This window comes from Hyphomonas sp. BRH_c22, assembly GCF_000961795.1.
GTDB lineage: Bacteria > Pseudomonadota > Alphaproteobacteria > Caulobacterales > Hyphomonadaceae > Hyphomonas.
This window is the reverse complement of the sequence record NZ_LADU01000058.1, coordinates 1-14,779: the sequence shown is the minus strand read 5'-3', so window position 1 is coordinate 14,779 and position 14,779 is coordinate 1. Positions and strand designations below refer to the sequence as shown.

The window sequence follows — 14,779 nt, the reverse complement described above, 5'->3', positions numbered from 1 at the left end:
AGGCGCCCGGCCGCGTGCATGCGGATCGCTGCCCGCACGGGCCGCAAGCGCCAGGAACAGGCGGGTCTTGAGCGGTCCATCGGCTGCAGGGGGGGGCGTCGCGCGCGGCGCATAGGGCGCCGCCCAGAACAGGGCCGCAGCTTCTTCCAGTGTTGCCGTATCTGAAAGCCTGATCGCATCCACGCCGCGATAACACAGGCGTCCGTCCGCAATCACGGTCAGGGCAGAGGTCAGGACCGGTTCGCCCCAGGCGATGGAGGCGCGGGCAATCTCGGCGGCGCGTTTAGGTCCTGATTTCCGTGTAGCCAGCCGTTCGACATCCTCGGCGCTGTAGAGCGACCGGCGCGGATCGTCCGGGTCCGGCCGCGCCTCCAGCCGCCCGCGGCTGACATAGGCGTAGAGCGTCTGCGGCCGCACGCCGAGCAGGCGTATCGCCTCGTCGGAACTGATCCACGCCATGGTCTGGGCCTTATATTGATTATATTGATCAAGATTGACGATGTATCCATATGCGCCGATCTCCCATCTGGAAACAAGAGGAGATCTGACCATGAGCATGGGTTTGGAAAATGTCGTCGCCGCTGAAACGCGCCTGTCATCGGTCGATGGCGCCAACGGCGTCCTGGTCATCAAGGGCTACGCGCTGGACCAGATTGCCGGGCACAAGCCCTTCGAGGAGGTGGCCCGGCTGCTCTTCACCGGCCTGTTCGACGACCTGCCGGATGCGGGCGCCTTTGCCGCCCGGCTGGGCCGGGCACGGGAAGAGGCGTTCGCCCTTGTCCAGCGCATAGATGACGGCATCCTGGCCCTGCCGCCCATGGACGGCATGCGCGCCCTGATCGCGCGGATCCACGATGGCGAGGATATCGATACCGCGCTGCGCCTGCTAGCCGCGCCAGCCGTTCTCCTGCCCGCGATCCTGCGCCGCCGCCGGGGATTGAGCCCCCTGCCGCCAAGGCCCGGACAGGGTCATGCCGCCGACATGCTGCACATGCTGACCGGCAAGATGCCGTCGCCGGAAGTGGCAGGCGCGCTCGACACCTATCTGGTCACGGTGGCCGATCATGGCCTGAATGCTTCCACTTTCGCGGCGCGTGTCGTCGCCTCGACATGGTCGGGCCTGACATCCTCGGTGCTGGCCGGGCTCGCGGCGCTCAAGGGCCCGCTGCACGGCGGCGCGCCGGGTCCGATCATTGCCATGCTCGATGGCATCGGCCGGCCGGACAATGCCGAAGCGTGGATCGAGGCAGCGCTGGCGCGCGGTGACCGCCTGATGGGCTTTGGCCACCGCATCTACAAGGTCCGCGATCCCCGCGCCGACGCCCTCAAGGCGGCCGTCAGGCGCATGTCGGAAGGCTCGAATGTCCTGCCAGGCCGGCTGATGCTCGCCGAAGCCGTGGAAGCGGCGGCCCTCAGGATCCTGCAGGCGCACAAGCCGGACCGGCCGCTGGACGTGAATGTGGAATTCTACACCGCGCTCCTGCTCGAAGCGCTGGGCTTCCCGCCCGATGCCTTCACCGCCGTGTTCGCCACAGGCCGCACGGCCGGATGGCTCGCCCATGCCCGCGAGCAGCGCCTCACGGGGCGTCTCATCCGCCCGCAATCAGCCTATGTGGGACCAGAGCCCGCCGAAGCGGCCTGACGGATCAGGCGCGCTGCGGCGTCAGGGCGCCGTGGCAATGCTTGTATTTCTTGCCAGAGCCGCACGGACAGGCCGAATTGCGCGGCGTGTTCGACCAGTCATCCTCGGCCTGGTGAAGCGCCGGGCCGGGGCCGGTATTGCCGGCCGGTTCCTCGGGCGACATCTCGTTGACGCCCGTATCCGGGTCGAGGTGCATTTCACGCATCGGCGGAAGGGGCGGCGGCGGGGCCGGGCGGCGCTGTTCAGGCGGCTGCACGCGGATATGCATCAGTGAGCGGGTCACGGTGGCGCGCAACTCGTTGAGCAGGGCGTAGAACAGGTTGAACGCCTCTTCCTTGAACTCGTTCAGCGGATCGCGCTGGCCGTAGGAGCGCAGGTGGATCACCGAGCGCAGCTGGTCGATCTGCTGCAGGTGTTCGCGCCAGCGCAGGTCCAGCACTTGCAGCAGGACCTGCTTCTCGATCCGGCGCATCTGCTCTGCACCGACCTGGTTTGCCAGACCGTCATAGGCTTTGGTGACATGTTCGCGTATACGCGCGGCAATCTCCTGGTTGGCGACGCCTTCTTCAGCGGCCCATTCGGCGACCGGCAGGTCCAGCGCGAGATCGGTCTGCAGGGCCTCTTTCAGCCCGGCAATGTCCCATTGTTCGGCATAGGCCTTTTCCGGCATCGTGCGCAGCACCAGCGCATCGATCACATGGTCGCGCATTTCCGCGATCGTGTCTGACACGTCATCGGCACGCAGGAATTCCATGCGCTGTTCGAACATGGCCTTGCGCTGGTCATTGATGACATCGTCATACTTCAGGACATTCTTGCGGATCTCGAAATTGCGTTCCTCGATCTTGCGCTGCGAGGTTTCCATCGCCTTGTTCATCCAGGGATGGGTAATGCCCTCGTCTTCCTTGATGCCGAGGCGGCGCATCACGGCGTCCATGCGCTCGGCGGCAAAGATCCGCATCAGGTCGTCTTCGATGGAGATATAGAATTTCGAACGGCCCGGATCGCCCTGGCGGCCCGTCCGGCCGCGCAGCTGGTTGTCGATGCGGCGGCTTTCATGGCGCTCGGTGCCGAGCACGTAGAGCCCGCCGGCATCCAGCGCGCGCTTCTTCTTCACTTCAATATCGGCCTTGATCTGCGAGGTGAGCATTGTCAGCTCGCTCTCGGTCAGTTCGCGGCCCAGCTCTTTTTCCCGGGCGGCCTTGTCCTGCTCGATGCGCATTTCAAGGTTGCCGCCGAGCTGGATGTCGGTGCCGCGGCCAGCCATGTTGGTGGCCACCGTGATGGCGCCCGGCACGCCGGCATTGGCGACGATGAAGGCTTCCTGTTCGTGGTGGCGCGCGTTCAGCACCTTGTGCGGGATTTTCGCAGCCGTCAGCAGGCTGGACAGGATTTCCGATTTCTCGATCGACGCGGTGCCGAGGAGGATCGGCTGGCCCTTGGCCTGGCATTCCTTCACTTCCTTGACGATCTCGGCATATTTCGCCTTGGCCGTCCGGTAGACGACATCGTCATCGTCGATGCGCTGAATTTCCTTGTTGGTCGGCAGGTCGACCACTTCGAGCTTGTAGATGTCGTGGAATTCGGAGGCCTCGGTCAGCGCCGTGCCGGTCATGCCGGCGAGCTTCTTGTAGAGACGGAAATAGTTCTGGAACGTGATCGAGGCGAGCGTCTGGTTCTCGGGCTTGATATCGACGCGTTCCTTGGCCTCGATGGCCTGGTGCAGGCCTTCCGACAGGCGGCGGCCTTCCATCATGCGTCCGGTGAATTCGTCGACCAGCATGACCTGGCCGTCCTTGACCAGATAGTCCTTGTCCTTGTTGTACAGCTTGTGTGCGCGCAGGGCCTGGTTGGCGTGGTGCACGAACGAGATGTTCGTCGGCTCCCACATCGAGCCTTCCAGCAGGCCGGCTTCGGTCAGCCAGTTCTCAATCTTCTCGGTGCCGGTCTCGGTATAGGTGACCGAGCGCTGCTTCTCGTCGAGTTCGTAATCGCCGTCTTCGAGGCGCGGCATCAGATTGTCGAGCGCGATGTAGAGTTCTGAACGGTCGTCGGTCGGGCCGGAAATGATCAGCGGCGTGCGGGCCTCATCGATCAGGATCGAATCGACCTCGTCGACGATGGCGTAATGGTGCCCGCGCTGGGCCATCTGCTCCAGAGAGTATTTCATGTTGTCGCGCAGGTAATCGAACCCGAACTCATTGTTCGTTCCGTAGGTGATGTCGGCGGCATAGGCGGCCTTGCGTTCCTCGTCGGTGACGCCGTGCACGATGATGCCGGTTGTCATACCAAGGAAGCTGTAGATCCCGCTCATCCATTCGGCGTCGCGCTTGGCGAGATAGTCGTTCACCGTGATGACGTGCACGCCCTTGCCTTCAAGCGCATTGAGGTAGACCGCCAGCGTCGCCACCAGCGTCTTGCCTTCACCCGTCCGCATCTCGGCGATGGCACCGGAATGCAGAATCATGCCGCCCATCATCTGGACGTCGAAATGGCGCATGCCCAGCGCGCGGCGCGAGGCCTCGCGGACAACGGCAAAGGCTTCTTCCAGGAGGCTGTCCAGCGTGGCGCCATCGGCCAGCCGTTTGCGGAACTCGGCCGTCTTGCCCTTCAGCGCCTGATCGGACAGCGCTTCCATCATGGGCTCGAGGGCGTTGATGCGGTTGACCCGGGCGCGGAGGGGTTTCAACTTGCGGTCGTTGGCGGAACCAAAAATCTTGCGGGCAACGGAAAGCATATCAGGCGGCACCAATCGATCTGGGCAAACTAAACTCTTAATCCCGACAGCGACATATGGCAGGACATTTGCGGGTTCTTCCGCAGCGCTTACACTGGTCGGGAGGTCTCGACCAGAGTTAGGGTCAGACTTAAGAAGCCGACAAAGGGGTGTCAATGCGACGCCCTCAGCGATCATGGGAGATAAGCGTGCTGTTTTTCAAGGTAAATACGGCCAGAATCAGCAGGCTCGCCTGCGGCGCGGCCCTGCTTGTCCTGTGCGCCTGCGGCAGCGGCGACGAAGCCGAGATTCCGGTCCAGGTCGAAGGCGCTGCGGCGACCACCGTGAATGGCGAGAAAATCTATATCAGCGACGTGGAACTGGAGGCCGTTGCGCGCGGCCTTATCCCCGCCGGCCAGCCGCTCGATCACAAGAGCACGGAATACAAGACGGTGCTCGATCAGTTGATTGACCAGAAGCTGATGGCCCAGGAGGCGCTCCGCCGCAAGATCGACCAGGAACCCGCCGCCCAGCGCCGCCTGCAGATCGCCCGTGAACGCATCCTCGGCAACCTGCTGGTTGAAGACCTGGTCGCCCGCGAGGTGACCGATGCCAGCATCGACAGGATGTATGCCGAACAGGTGGCCCTGCAGCAGTCGAACGATGAAGTCGCGATCGCGCACATCCTGTTCGACACGCAGGAAGAGGCTGAGGCCGTGTATGCCGAGATTCAGGACGGGGCGAGCTTCGAGAGCATGGCGCGGGCCCATTCCAGGGATACGGCGACACGCATGGAGAATGGTAATCTTGGCTATGTCTCGCCGAATGACCAGCCCGATCCGTTTCCGGTCATGATCGCCGACACGCAGGAGGGCGACGTGTCGAAGCCGTTCCAGAGCGCCGATGGCTGGCACATTCTGAAGGTCAAGGACCGCCGGACCCGTGCGCCAAAGACACGCGACGAGATGCGGCCCGAAATCGTCACCTTCCTGACGCTGAACGAGATCAGCAAGATTCTGCGCGAATTGCGCACCAAGGCCACGATTCAGGAAGGCGGCCCCGGCGCGCCGGGCGCCACTCCCACGCCGCTGTCACTGGATGAGAAGCCGGCGCCCCTGTCCGAAGACTCCTCGGCCGTTCCTGAAGGAAATGAACTGTGAACCTGAAACCGTCCCCGTTTGCGCCTGCACGCTTTCCTGTCCTGCCGGAGGTGAAGGGCGTGCGCGCGGCCACCGGATCGCGTGGCTTCTATGCCCGCCGGGGCATCACGCGGGACGATGTGTTCCTGTTCGCGTTTGACGAAGGCACCACCTGCGCCGGTGTCTATACCGTGTCGCACACGGCATCGGCCGATGTGCTCTGGTGCCGTGAGGCGCTGGGCGAAGGCGGCGGCGCCGCGCGGGCCCTGATCGCGAATTCGGGCAATTCCAACGCATTTACCGGGCCAAAGGGCGTGGAGAAGAATGAGGCGACTCTGAAGGCGCTGACCGAAGCCCTCGGCGTGCCGAAGGAGACCTGCTTTCTCGCCGCGACCGGCGTCATCGGCGAGCCGCTGCCAGACCCGAACTATGTCGGCGCTTTCGTGCCGGACCTCGCCGCCAAGCTGGCCGCTCCCGACTGGCAGGCCTGTGCCCGTGCCTTCATGACCACCGACACCTATCCCAAGGCGTCCGGCCGGACAGTCGGACTCGCAGGCGTGCCCACCGCCTTTGCCGGTATTGCCAAGGGCTCCGGCATGATCGCGCCGAACATGGCGACCATGCTGTCCTATGTCTTCACCGATGCCGCCATCGATGCAGACCTGCTACAGGACCTGCTCGAAGACATTGCCGACGAGACGTTCAACGCGATCACTGTCGATGGCGACACGTCCACATCCGACACGCTCATGGTATTCGCGACCGGGGCCACGGGCGCGCCCCCGATTGATACCCGCGAGGATGAGCGTTTCCCCGCTTTCGCAGACGCGCTGCACGCCACCTGCCTCGATCTGGCCCTGCAGGTCGTCAAGGATGGCGAGGGTGCCAGCAAGTTTGTTACCGTCCGCGTCGAAGGCGCCGTGTCGCAACTCTCGGCCAAGATCGTCGCCTGCGAGATTGCCAACTCCCCGCTGATCAAGACCGCCATGGCCGCCGGGGACGCCAATTGGGGCCGTGTCGTGATGGCCGTCGGCAAGTCGCTCGAGCCTATCGTGATGGAAAAGCTCGCGATCTGGTTCGATGATGTCCAGGTCGCCAGCCATGGCGCCCGCGCGCCGGACTATGACGAAGCGGCGGCCAGCGCCGTCTTTGCGAAACCGGAATTCACCATTCGCGTTGACCTCGGCGTCGACGCGTTCGCGGCTACGGTCTGGACCTGCGACCTGACCCACGGCTATGTCGATATCAATGGCGCCTACCGGACATGACCCGGCCGCTCGTGCTGGTCGTCGCGGCAGCGCTGTACAATAGCAGGGGCGAGATCCTGCTGGCCCAGAGACCGGAAGGCAAGGCCATGGCCGGCCTATGGGAATTTCCGGGCGGGAAGGTCGAGCCGGGCGAGACGCCGGAACAGGCGCTCGTGCGCGAACTGCACGAGGAATTGTCAATTACGGTTGACGAAAACGACCTCGAACCGATCAGTTTTGCCAGTCACAATTATCCGAATTTTCACCTACTTATGCCACTCTTCCGGTGTCTTGTATGGACCGGCGACGTGCACCCGCGGGAAGGCCAATCCTTCGCATGGGTCGCGCCTTCATCCCTGCACGATTATCCGGCGCCGGCGGCAGACATTCCTCTGTTCCGCCAGCTCTCCGGAAAGTGACCTGGGAGGGTCGGAGATGGGACTGAAGATTCTGCTTGCCCGGTTTGCCGCTGAAGAGCGGGGGGCAACAGCGCTGGAATACGGCTTGATCGTCGGCGTGATCGCGATTGCCATCGTCGGCGGTGTCACCGCTGTCGGTTCATCCACGGCGAATTCGTTCAACGAAACGGCCGGTGCCCTGGAAGACGCCAACACCCCTTGAGCCACCCAGGTTTGCTATTGGCGGCCAGCCTGCTTCCGCACGGCCTCTGCGAGGCTGGCTGTCGCGCTGCCCGGTTTCAGCGGTTTTGGCTGGTTCGGCGCGGGCGACCAGCCTGACAGGTAGATGATTTCAAACGTCGCGCGCACCCGGCCGTCCGGATCGCTGAAATTCTGCGCATAAAGCTCTGCGGCCCGCATCAGCACGCGCCGGGGCAGGGGCTGGCCCATGCCGGGCGCAAAGGCGGCGCGCTCGCCCATGCCCTTCAGGTCAGCCAGCAGGCCGAACAGGGAATCATAGCGCACCGTCACGCTGTCCCGGTCCACGACCGGCAGGGCAAAGCCCGCCCGCTGCATCAGCGCGGCCATGTCCGACAGCGCGGGCAGCGGTGACAGGCGCGGCGCCAGGCCGCCCATGATCTCGGTTTCCGCCTCGACCAGGCAGGTCCGCACTTCACCGAGCGTGCCTGCGCCCAGCAGCGCGCCAACAAACAGGCCGTCCGGTTCCAGCACTCTGCGCACCTGCACCAGCGCGCCGGGCAGGTCATTGACCCAGTGCAGTGACAGGGCCGAGACGACGAGGTCGAAACTCGCCGGCGCATAGGGCAGGGCCTCCTCGTCGGCGACTTCCGCGTCGAGGCCGTGGGCCGCTGCCTGCGCCACCATGCCCGGCGAGGCATCGGTCACAAGCATGGCCCCCACCTTGCCGCCACCCGCCAGCACCCTTGCAACGCCCCCGTCATGCCCGCCCAGTTCCAGCCCCGACCGGAACGTCCGCGTCGTATCGTCCAGCCGGTCGGCGATGTCTCTCGACACGCGGGCCTTGAGGAAGGCAAACTCCTGGAAGTGCCGTGCCGCCCGGTCGCGGCGGCGGACCAGCAGGTCGCGGTTGAACAGGCGCGGCGGGGCTTTGGGAGGGGCAGGAGGGGTCATGCTAGGCGATATGGACCGGCGTCAGGCCCGCGCAAAGGGCTTTCTGCGCGGCCTGGCAGACACGCTATGGCCGCCCCGCTCGCTGGTATCGGGCCCGCGCGGCATTGGAAAAGGGCCCCTCGCGCCTGAAGAATTCGGCCAGATCCACTTTCTCACCGGGCCGTGTGCGACACCTGCGGCACCCCGCCTGGATTCGACCTTGGCCCCGGGGCCGTATGTGCACCCTGCATCGCCCGCCCGCCGCGCCGGAACAGGGCCCGCGCCGCCATGGTCTATGACGCCGCCTCACGCCGCCCGGTGCTGGACCTGAAGCGGTCCGGCCGCCGTGACGGGCTGGCAACCCTGGCCAGCTGGATGCTCCAGTCGGGCCGCACGCTGGTCGATGAAGCCGACCTGATCGTGCCCGTGCCCCTGCACTATGCCCGGCTCGTGCGGCGCGGATTCAACCAGTCCGGCTGGCACGGGAAATTTCCCGCCTGTCCGGCACGCCCGTCATGGTCGATGCACTCAAGCGTACGCGGCGTACACCCACGCAGGGCGGCCTGTCGGCCCGTGCCTGCCGCCGCAATGTCGCAGGCGCATTTACCATCACAAAACGCGCCGCGCCGCGGATTTCAGGCCGCCGGATATTGCTCGTCGACGATGTGTTAACCACCGGCGCGACAGTCTCGGTCTGCACGCGGGCCCTGAAACAGGCAGGTGCCGGGAATGTGGATGTGCTTGTGCTTGCGTGCGTTGTTCGAGAGACGGATATTACCATATAAGCTGGTGAACTCATTGCTTTAAGGAGCCTGCCTCAATGCCCAAGGTCACCATCTACACACGCGCATTCTGCCCGTATTGCAGCCGCGCACTTGCCTTGCTGAAAGGCAAGAAGGTCGACCTGACCGAAATCGATGCCGGAATGGACGCGGCCAAGAAGGCCGAAATGATCGAACGGTCCGGCGGTGGCCGCACGTTCCCGCAAATCTTCATTGGCGACAAGCATATCGGTGGCTGTGACGACATGATGGCTCTGGATCGCGCGGGTGAACTCGACGCGCTTCTGGCGGCCTGAGGCGGGGCCCATGATCCGTTACGCGCTTATCTGCGGGGACTGCGAGCACGCATTCGAGGCCTGGTTCGCCTCGTCTTCGGCGTTCGACACGCTGGCAGGCAAGCGCCTTGTGACATGCCCGGAATGCGTCGGCGCCAATGTGTCCAAGCAGATCATGGCGCCATCGGTGAAATCGCCGAGGAAGGCGGCTGCGCGGTCTGACGCCGAGCGGCTGGCCGAGGAATTTGCCGCCAGGGCCCGCGATCACGTGGCGCAGAATTTTGACTATGTCGGTGATGATTTCGCCAGTGAGGCGCGGGCCATGTTCTATGGTGAGACCGATGACCGCCCGATATGGGGCGCGACAACGCCCGAAGAATCAGCGGCCCTCGCAGAGGAAGGGGTGCCGGCAGCGCCTCTGCCGCGGGCTTTCACGCCAAAACCCCCGAAACAGGCCACATCGAAGCGCAAGCTGAATTGAACGGCCCCGCGCGCTTTGACGCGCTTGACCCTTGCGGTGCCTTCGCTAATACGACCTGCAGATACGAGTCACGGAGAGGCCTCATGGCGACCAGCGAATATCATCACGGCGAAATGGACATTCAGGCACAGAAGGCAACGTGGGACGGTTTCATCACCGGCGGCGTCTGGGGCGGCCTGCTGCTGGTCCTTTCGATCGGTTATGCCGTTCTGGCTGTGGCCATCGGCATGAACTGGATGGTGGCGCTCGGCCTCATGGCGATCGTCGGCTTTGCCGCCGGGCTGTTCCTGAACCTTGGCGGACGCTGGATGGCGACCATGGTTCTGCTCATTCTGCTCGCGCTCGTGGTGCAGGGCTTCATCTGGCTGTTCAGCGTCCTTCTCTAGGACGCGGGCCGGACTAGCAGTCTTCCCGGCAATCAGGACACCGCGCCAGAGCGGGGTCGGCTTCCAGATTACGCATGGGAATCGGGCCGTTGCACTGTGTGCACACACCGAACCGGCCATGATCCATCCGTGAAAGCGCAGCATCAATACGCGCCAGAAGGCGGTTGCGCTCCAGCAGGTCATGACGCCGTGTGCTGACGACATCATCTTTCGTCAGCAGAAGGCATCCCGGAGGTGCAGGCGCAATTTCCGTCTTCATGCCAATATGCTGCGTCGGCTTTAAGGGCTTGGCAAGGCGTTCCGGGCGAAGAACCATGTTCTTTATCGGGAATCGCTACGCGATGCGCGATTTCACCTGCCGAGGAGGCTTCCATGAGCATGCCGCCCCTTGTCATCTCGCACGCCACGAAGCGTTTTGGTGCGTTTACCGCCGTCAGCGACCTGTCCCTCACTGTGCCGGAAGGGGCCATTATCGGCTTCCTCGGGCCGAACGGCGCCGGCAAGTCGACCAGCCTGCGCATGGCGCTTGGCGTGATGCAGCCCGACAGCGGCAGCGTCAGCCTGTTCGGCAAGCCTCCTGAGATATCCACGCTGAAGCGCGTCGGCTTCCTGCCGGAGGAGCGTGGCCTCTACAAGAAGATGACCACGCGCGCGACGATCGAGCATTTCGCCCGCCTCAAGGGCCTCACCGCTCGCGATGCCCGTGCCCGCGCCATTGAACTGCTCGACATGTCAGGCCTTGGCGAGTTCAAGTCCACGCGCATCTCCAAATTGTCCAAGGGCATGGCGCAGAAGGTCCAGATCCTGTCGACGCTGGCCCATCGCCCGGAATTCCTGATTCTCGACGAGCCTTTCTCCGGCCTCGACCCGGTCAACCAGCAGGTTCTCGAAGACCTGATCCGCACAGAGCATGACCGCGGCGCGACGATCCTCTTTTCCACCCATGTGATGGAACATGCCGAACGCCTGTGCGACCGCATCGTCATGATGGCGCGGGGGCGCAAGGTCTTTGACGGCACGCTGGACGATGCCTTCGCCTCGCTCGGCCGCGGGGCCCGCATTGCCGTGGCCGAAGGCTTCGACCTCGCCGCAGCACTGGCACCGGCTGGCTTTGAAGCGCACCGCGCACCGGAAAACGGCCCCGGCGATGCCTGGCGCATCAGCCTGCCGCGCGGCACCGGCGCACAGGATGCGCTGCGGGCCGCGATTGATGCCGGGGCGCCGATTGTCGGCTTCGCGCCGGAGGAGGCCCGCCTGCGCGATGTCTTCGTGTCGCTGGTCGGCGAGGCCGATGCCGCCGCCTTGCGCGAATCCGCAGCGGGGGAGGCGGCCTGATGCGCAATGTCTATCTGATCTTCCGCCGCGACTATCTCGGCTATGTCAGGGCCTGGGGCTTCTGGCTCAGCCTCGCCGCCGTGCCGCTGTTCATGCTCATCGGCGGGACATTTGCCGTCTTCGCGGCCAAGTCCTCGCCCGTGCGTTACTACGCCGTTGTCGATCCGGCCGGCATCTATGCTGCGGCCATTGAGGCTGAATTTGCCCGGGATGATGAAGCCGCCGGCCAGCAGGCGCGCGATCTCGCCGCCACAATGGATCTGCCGCCCGAACACCAGGCAGCACTTGAATCCGGCAATGCCGCGCCCCAGCGCAAGTTCATTCTCGTGCCCGCGCCCGCCGCCTCCATCGACGCGCTGCGCCCCTATCTGATGGGCGAGCGTCTCGTCTCCGGACCGCTCGGTGACAAGTCGCTCTTTGCCGTGTTTATTCCGTCTACGGATGGATCAAGCCTCGAATACTGGAGCGACGACGTGAATGTCGTGGCGCTGCGGGCCGTGGCCGCCAATGCGATGCGCCGCCTTGCGCGCCAGGATGCGCTCAGCGAAGCCGGTCTCGGCGCGGATTTCCTGGCCGAGGTCGATGCCGGGGCCTTGCAGGTTCCCGCCTACCGCATCCGCACCGTGGTTGAGCAGGCCACGACCGGCTCGGAAGTCACCATGGCCGACCGCGCGCCGGTCTATGTCGCGGGCGGCCTCGCCTATTTCCTCTGGCTGATGATCTTCTCGATCATCCAGTACCTGCTGATGGGCACGATAGAGGAACGCTCCAACAAGATTTTCGACACGCTGCTTACCTCGGTCAGGCTGCCGGAACTGCTCGCGGGCAAGCTGCTGGCCGTGTTCGCCGTCACCTCCACGATGATGCTGTCCTGGGGCCTCTTTGCGTTCGGGGCCTCCCTGTTCGCCACCAGCCAGATCCCCGGCGGCGCCAGCCTGCTCTCGCCCTTCCTCGCCGCCTTCGCCAACCCGGCCATCATCATCCCCGGCCTGATCAGCTTCCTGCTCGGCTATGTCATGTACGGCATGATCTTCATGGCCCTCGGCTCGCTCTGCGACACGATCCAGGAAGCGCAAACCCTGCTCAGCCCGATGATGATCCTGCTCATGCTGCCCATGTTTGCCATCTTCATCGCCTTCCAGGATCCCGGCTCCCCGATTGTCGACATCGCCTCATGGATCCCGGTCTTCACGCCGTTCCTCCTGATCCTGCGCATGCCGCACAATCCGCCTATGTGGGAAGTCATCGCCCAGATGGGTATCATGGCCCTCACCGCCCTCGCCATCCTCTGGTTCGCCACCAAGATCTACCGCGCCGGTGCCGTCCACGGCGCCGGCATCGGCGACCTCGCCGGCGTCTTCAAACGCATGCTCGGCCGCAAGGGCTGATCCCATGCCCGTCTAAAAAATCCCCGCCAGAACGATCATCAGGAATTCCAACCAGCCTTGACCGGAATTGGCCCCAAGCCGTCGAATTCCGAAAGATCGCTTCTGCCCGCCCTGTCTCAATGGCAATCAATCGGCTCAGTCATCGATCATTCTCTAGGGCGTGCACCACCTCATCTGAAAGCGGCACCTCCGGGCTCCTGCATCCAGCATCAAGGGCCAGGCCTTTCAGAAAGCCGCGCCGCACCATGCCCGCCAGAATAGCCTTTCGCAGTTCCCTTTCCCGCTTTCCTGCACCTGAAATAGTTCGAACGATTCCGCGGTAGGGAAGGCCGATCAGACTGCTTATCGCCCCGGAAAGAACCGCGTTCCCGTCACGGTTCGTCTCGCCATCCTCTTCCAGGATCTGATCCAGGTCCGGCCCAAGCACCAGGTCCAGTGCCTCGATTTCGGAAAGGATATCGGTGCACCCGGATTCCCGGGCCCACTCATACGGATTTTCAACCGCCCTGATTAGGATATCCGGCGGATTTTCCCTCATCCAGCTGACATCGCGAAACGGCTGCTCGAGTGCGTTCTGCAGCCGCTCGTCACCGGGTTTGTCGGCATACGTCGTAGATGCGCAGCCGCAGGCCGCTGTCAAAATGGAGAGCACAAAGACAATGCGGATAGTCATGGCAACATCAGGGCTACTCCATCTCACTGAAATTTCGAAGCCGTGTCTTTCAAAGTATCGGTTTCTGCACCATATTCCCGGTTGCATCAGCAACGCGGCACTCGGCCAAGCGTATGTTGGGTGCGTGAATACCAGGAGATACGCACATGACGAACTCCACGAAAAAACTGATCACCGAATTGTCAGATGATTACGGGGTCGTCGTTCACGCCTTGGGCCGAATGACGAAAAACATCGGCGACCACGGTGACGATGCAATCACGGAATCGGCGCGCGGCTTTGTTCATGCAGCCTCCAAGCTCGCCGACAGTCTCAAGCAGCAAACCGTGAACCTGGCGAAAGAGGCCGGTGAAGAAGTTCGTGAGCACCCGATTACCGCCGCCGCACTTGCCGCAGCAGCTGTTGGACTACTTGGCTTCGCCCTGACCCGCGAACACAAGTAGACCGAATTTTCTGGTCTGCGGGTACCCGGCCGTCGCCTTGAGGGTCATGGCTTTCCGTCGCTGCCTCGTCCATCCGTGACGCGCTGAAGAGCCGTGTCCCGGGCAGGAATCAATGACTCCCCACCCTGATTGCGCCGCCGCCTGACCCCCAAAAGAAAAAGCCCCGCCAGATCGCTCTGACGGGGCTTTTTTCAAGGCGTGAGACGTAAAACGCCTACACGATGCCTTCGCGCTGGGCGCGCTTGCGGGCCAGCTTGCGCGCGCGGCGCACGGCTTCGGCACGCTGGCGGGCTTTTTTCTCGGATGGCTTTTCGAAGGCCTGACGGGCCTTCATTTCGCGGAAGAGGCCTTCGCGCTGCATCTTTTTCTTCAGTGCGCGCAGGGCCTGCTCGACATTGTTATCGCGGACGACGATCTGTACGATGGGTCTTCTCCATTGGGTTGGGGGCGTCGCCCCTACGAATTTCTGCGGCTTTGTCAGCCATGAAGGGGCGCCTATATCACGCAAGAAGCAATTTGGCCAAGCCCCTTAAATGATGCAAAGATGTATTATGACACATACGCCGACCGATGTCTTGCGTTCCAGGTGGCTGGACGCCCTCCTGCCCCACATCGCCTTTGACGGCTGGACCGATGCCACCGCGGCGCTCGCGGCGCGTGAAGCCGGGCTCAGCGCGGGTGAGCAGGCCCTCGCCGCCCCGCACGGCGTGATCGACCTGATCGAGGCCTTTTTCGCCGCTGTA

At 63.7% G+C, this 14,779-nt stretch carries 18 protein-coding genes and 1 pseudogene; 13 read left to right on the top strand and 6 right to left on the bottom strand.

The window, feature by feature from the left end:
• Positions 1-459 (bottom strand): citrate synthase (locus VR74_RS07495; RefSeq protein WP_299949839.1); only part of this gene is annotated, 459 nt, incomplete at its 3' end.
• A gap of 91 nt (positions 460-550) precedes the next feature.
• On the opposite strand from VR74_RS07495, the gene VR74_RS07490 reads away from it, so the two are divergent.
• Positions 551-1,642 carry a citrate synthase/methylcitrate synthase gene (locus VR74_RS07490; protein WP_045695613.1) on the top strand — a complete coding sequence of 364 codons (1,092 nt, stop codon included), beginning with the start codon at positions 551-553 and terminating at the stop codon, positions 1,640-1,642.
• 4 nt (positions 1,643-1,646) lie between these two features.
• Here VR74_RS07490 and secA read toward each other — a convergent pair whose 3' ends face one another.
• Positions 1,647-4,379: a preprotein translocase subunit SecA gene (gene secA, locus VR74_RS07485; RefSeq protein ID WP_045695612.1), complete on the bottom strand. Its 2,733-nt coding sequence runs from the start codon at positions 4,377-4,379 to the stop codon at positions 1,647-1,649.
• Positions 4,380-4,567: 188 nt separating this feature from the next.
• Here secA and VR74_RS07480 point away from each other — a divergent pair, with 188 nt between their 5' ends.
• From VR74_RS07480 to VR74_RS07465, 4 genes are read left to right on the top strand one after another with little or no spacing between them, the layout of a single operon-like run.
• Positions 4,568-5,518 (top strand): peptidylprolyl isomerase, encoded by a 951-nt coding sequence (locus VR74_RS07480; RefSeq protein ID WP_299949837.1) that lies wholly within the window; start codon positions 4,568-4,570, stop codon positions 5,516-5,518.
• On the top strand, positions 5,515-6,765 hold the full coding sequence (gene argJ, locus VR74_RS07475; RefSeq protein ID WP_045695610.1) for a bifunctional glutamate N-acetyltransferase/amino-acid acetyltransferase ArgJ: 1,251 nt from the start codon (positions 5,515-5,517) through the stop codon (positions 6,763-6,765). Before VR74_RS07480 ends, argJ begins: the two co-directional genes overlap by 4 nt.
• Positions 6,762-7,163 (top strand): 8-oxo-dGTP diphosphatase MutT, encoded by a 402-nt coding sequence (mutT, locus tag VR74_RS07470; protein WP_045695609.1) that lies wholly within the window; start codon positions 6,762-6,764, stop codon positions 7,161-7,163. Before argJ ends, mutT begins: the two co-directional genes overlap by 4 nt.
• 16 nt (positions 7,164-7,179) lie before the next feature.
• Positions 7,180-7,365 carry a Flp family type IVb pilin gene (locus tag VR74_RS07465; protein WP_299949835.1) on the top strand — a complete coding sequence of 62 codons (186 nt, stop codon included), beginning with the start codon at positions 7,180-7,182 and terminating at the stop codon, positions 7,363-7,365.
• Positions 7,366-7,379: 14 nt separating this feature from the next.
• Here the strand turns inward: VR74_RS07465 and VR74_RS07460 are convergent, their stop codons facing one another.
• Positions 7,380-8,294: a methyltransferase domain-containing protein gene (locus VR74_RS07460; RefSeq protein WP_045695607.1), complete on the bottom strand. Its 915-nt coding sequence runs from the start codon at positions 8,292-8,294 to the stop codon at positions 7,380-7,382.
• Between the two features lie 440 nt (positions 8,295-8,734).
• Between VR74_RS07460 and VR74_RS20650 the strand changes: the two genes are divergently transcribed.
• The 4 genes from VR74_RS20650 (at position 8,735) to VR74_RS07440 (ending at position 10,197) form a co-directional block, all read left to right on the top strand.
• A complete protein-coding gene (locus tag VR74_RS20650; RefSeq protein ID WP_366462296.1) occupies positions 8,735-9,058 on the top strand; it encodes a phosphoribosyltransferase family protein in 324 nt (107 codons plus the stop codon).
• A 35-nt stretch (positions 9,059-9,093) separates the two neighbouring features.
• A complete protein-coding gene (gene grxC, locus VR74_RS07450; protein WP_045695606.1) occupies positions 9,094-9,351 on the top strand; it encodes a glutaredoxin 3 in 258 nt (85 codons plus the stop codon).
• Between the two features lie 10 nt (positions 9,352-9,361).
• Positions 9,362-9,811: a DUF1178 family protein gene (locus VR74_RS07445; protein ID WP_045695604.1), complete on the top strand. Its 450-nt coding sequence runs from the start codon at positions 9,362-9,364 to the stop codon at positions 9,809-9,811.
• Positions 9,812-9,894: 83 nt separating this feature from the next.
• Positions 9,895-10,197, top strand: a complete 303-nt coding sequence (locus tag VR74_RS07440) for an aa3-type cytochrome c oxidase subunit IV (RefSeq protein ID WP_045695603.1) — start codon at positions 9,895-9,897, stop codon at positions 10,195-10,197.
• A gap of 13 nt (positions 10,198-10,210) precedes the next feature.
• On the opposite strand, the gene VR74_RS07435 is transcribed toward VR74_RS07440, so the two are convergent.
• Complete coding sequence (locus VR74_RS07435) at positions 10,211-10,456, bottom strand: hypothetical protein (RefSeq protein ID WP_299949833.1); 246 nt, start codon at positions 10,454-10,456, stop codon at positions 10,211-10,213.
• Positions 10,457-10,569: 113 nt separating this feature from the next.
• Here VR74_RS07435 and VR74_RS07430 point away from each other — a divergent pair, with 113 nt between their 5' ends.
• Together VR74_RS07430 and VR74_RS07425 are read left to right on the top strand one after the other, a co-directional pair.
• A complete protein-coding gene (locus VR74_RS07430; RefSeq protein WP_045695602.1) occupies positions 10,570-11,532 on the top strand; it encodes an ATP-binding cassette domain-containing protein in 963 nt (320 codons plus the stop codon).
• Positions 11,532-12,920: an ABC transporter permease gene (locus VR74_RS07425; RefSeq protein ID WP_045695601.1), complete on the top strand. Its 1,389-nt coding sequence runs from the start codon at positions 11,532-11,534 to the stop codon at positions 12,918-12,920. The genes VR74_RS07430 and VR74_RS07425 overlap by 1 nt, the downstream gene beginning before the upstream one ends.
• Before the next feature lie 139 nt (positions 12,921-13,059).
• Here VR74_RS07425 and VR74_RS07420 read toward each other — a convergent pair whose 3' ends face one another.
• Positions 13,060-13,593 (bottom strand): hypothetical protein, encoded by a 534-nt coding sequence (locus tag VR74_RS07420; RefSeq protein WP_299949831.1) that lies wholly within the window; start codon positions 13,591-13,593, stop codon positions 13,060-13,062.
• Between the two features lie 146 nt (positions 13,594-13,739).
• On the opposite strand from VR74_RS07420, the gene VR74_RS07415 reads away from it, so the two are divergent.
• Positions 13,740-14,036: a hypothetical protein gene (locus VR74_RS07415; RefSeq protein WP_045695599.1), complete on the top strand. Its 297-nt coding sequence runs from the start codon at positions 13,740-13,742 to the stop codon at positions 14,034-14,036.
• Between the two features lie 214 nt (positions 14,037-14,250).
• Here the strand turns inward: VR74_RS07415 and rpsU are convergent, their stop codons facing one another.
• A complete protein-coding gene (gene rpsU / locus VR74_RS20645; RefSeq protein ID WP_366462295.1) occupies positions 14,251-14,517 on the bottom strand; it encodes a 30S ribosomal protein S21 in 267 nt (88 codons plus the stop codon).
• 70 nt (positions 14,518-14,587) lie between these two features.
• Here rpsU and VR74_RS07410 point away from each other — a divergent pair.
• Positions 14,588-14,779: pseudogene (locus VR74_RS07410) on the top strand (COQ9 family protein); the annotation flags it as partial.

What these genes read in the sequence shown, in the direction of transcription:
- VR74_RS07435 (WP_299949833.1), bottom strand. Translation starts at nt 10,456, where the DNA reads ATGAAGACGGAAATTGCGCCTGCACCTCCGGGATGCCTTCTGCTGACG.
- VR74_RS07460 (WP_045695607.1), bottom strand. Translation starts at nt 8,294, where the DNA reads ATGACCCCTCCTGCCCCTCCCAAAGCCCCGCCGCGCCTGTTCAACCGC.
- VR74_RS07430 (WP_045695602.1), top strand. Translation starts at nt 10,570, where the DNA reads ATGAGCATGCCGCCCCTTGTCATCTCGCACGCCACGAAGCGTTTTGGT.
- VR74_RS07465 (WP_299949835.1), top strand. Translation starts at nt 7,180, where the DNA reads ATGGGACTGAAGATTCTGCTTGCCCGGTTTGCCGCTGAAGAGCGGGGG.
- mutT (WP_045695609.1), top strand. Translation starts at nt 6,762, where the DNA reads ATGACCCGGCCGCTCGTGCTGGTCGTCGCGGCAGCGCTGTACAATAGC.
- VR74_RS07425 (WP_045695601.1), top strand. Translation starts at nt 11,532, where the DNA reads ATGCGCAATGTCTATCTGATCTTCCGCCGCGACTATCTCGGCTATGTC.
- VR74_RS07445 (WP_045695604.1), top strand. Translation starts at nt 9,362, where the DNA reads ATGATCCGTTACGCGCTTATCTGCGGGGACTGCGAGCACGCATTCGAG.
- VR74_RS07415 (WP_045695599.1), top strand. Translation starts at nt 13,740, where the DNA reads ATGACGAACTCCACGAAAAAACTGATCACCGAATTGTCAGATGATTAC.
- grxC (WP_045695606.1), top strand. Translation starts at nt 9,094, where the DNA reads ATGCCCAAGGTCACCATCTACACACGCGCATTCTGCCCGTATTGCAGC.
- secA (WP_045695612.1), bottom strand. Translation starts at nt 4,379, where the DNA reads ATGCTTTCCGTTGCCCGCAAGATTTTTGGTTCCGCCAACGACCGCAAG.
- VR74_RS07440 (WP_045695603.1), top strand. Translation starts at nt 9,895, where the DNA reads ATGGCGACCAGCGAATATCATCACGGCGAAATGGACATTCAGGCACAG.
- VR74_RS07490 (WP_045695613.1), top strand. Translation starts at nt 551, where the DNA reads ATGAGCATGGGTTTGGAAAATGTCGTCGCCGCTGAAACGCGCCTGTCA.
- VR74_RS07420 (WP_299949831.1), bottom strand. Translation starts at nt 13,593, where the DNA reads ATGACTATCCGCATTGTCTTTGTGCTCTCCATTTTGACAGCGGCCTGC.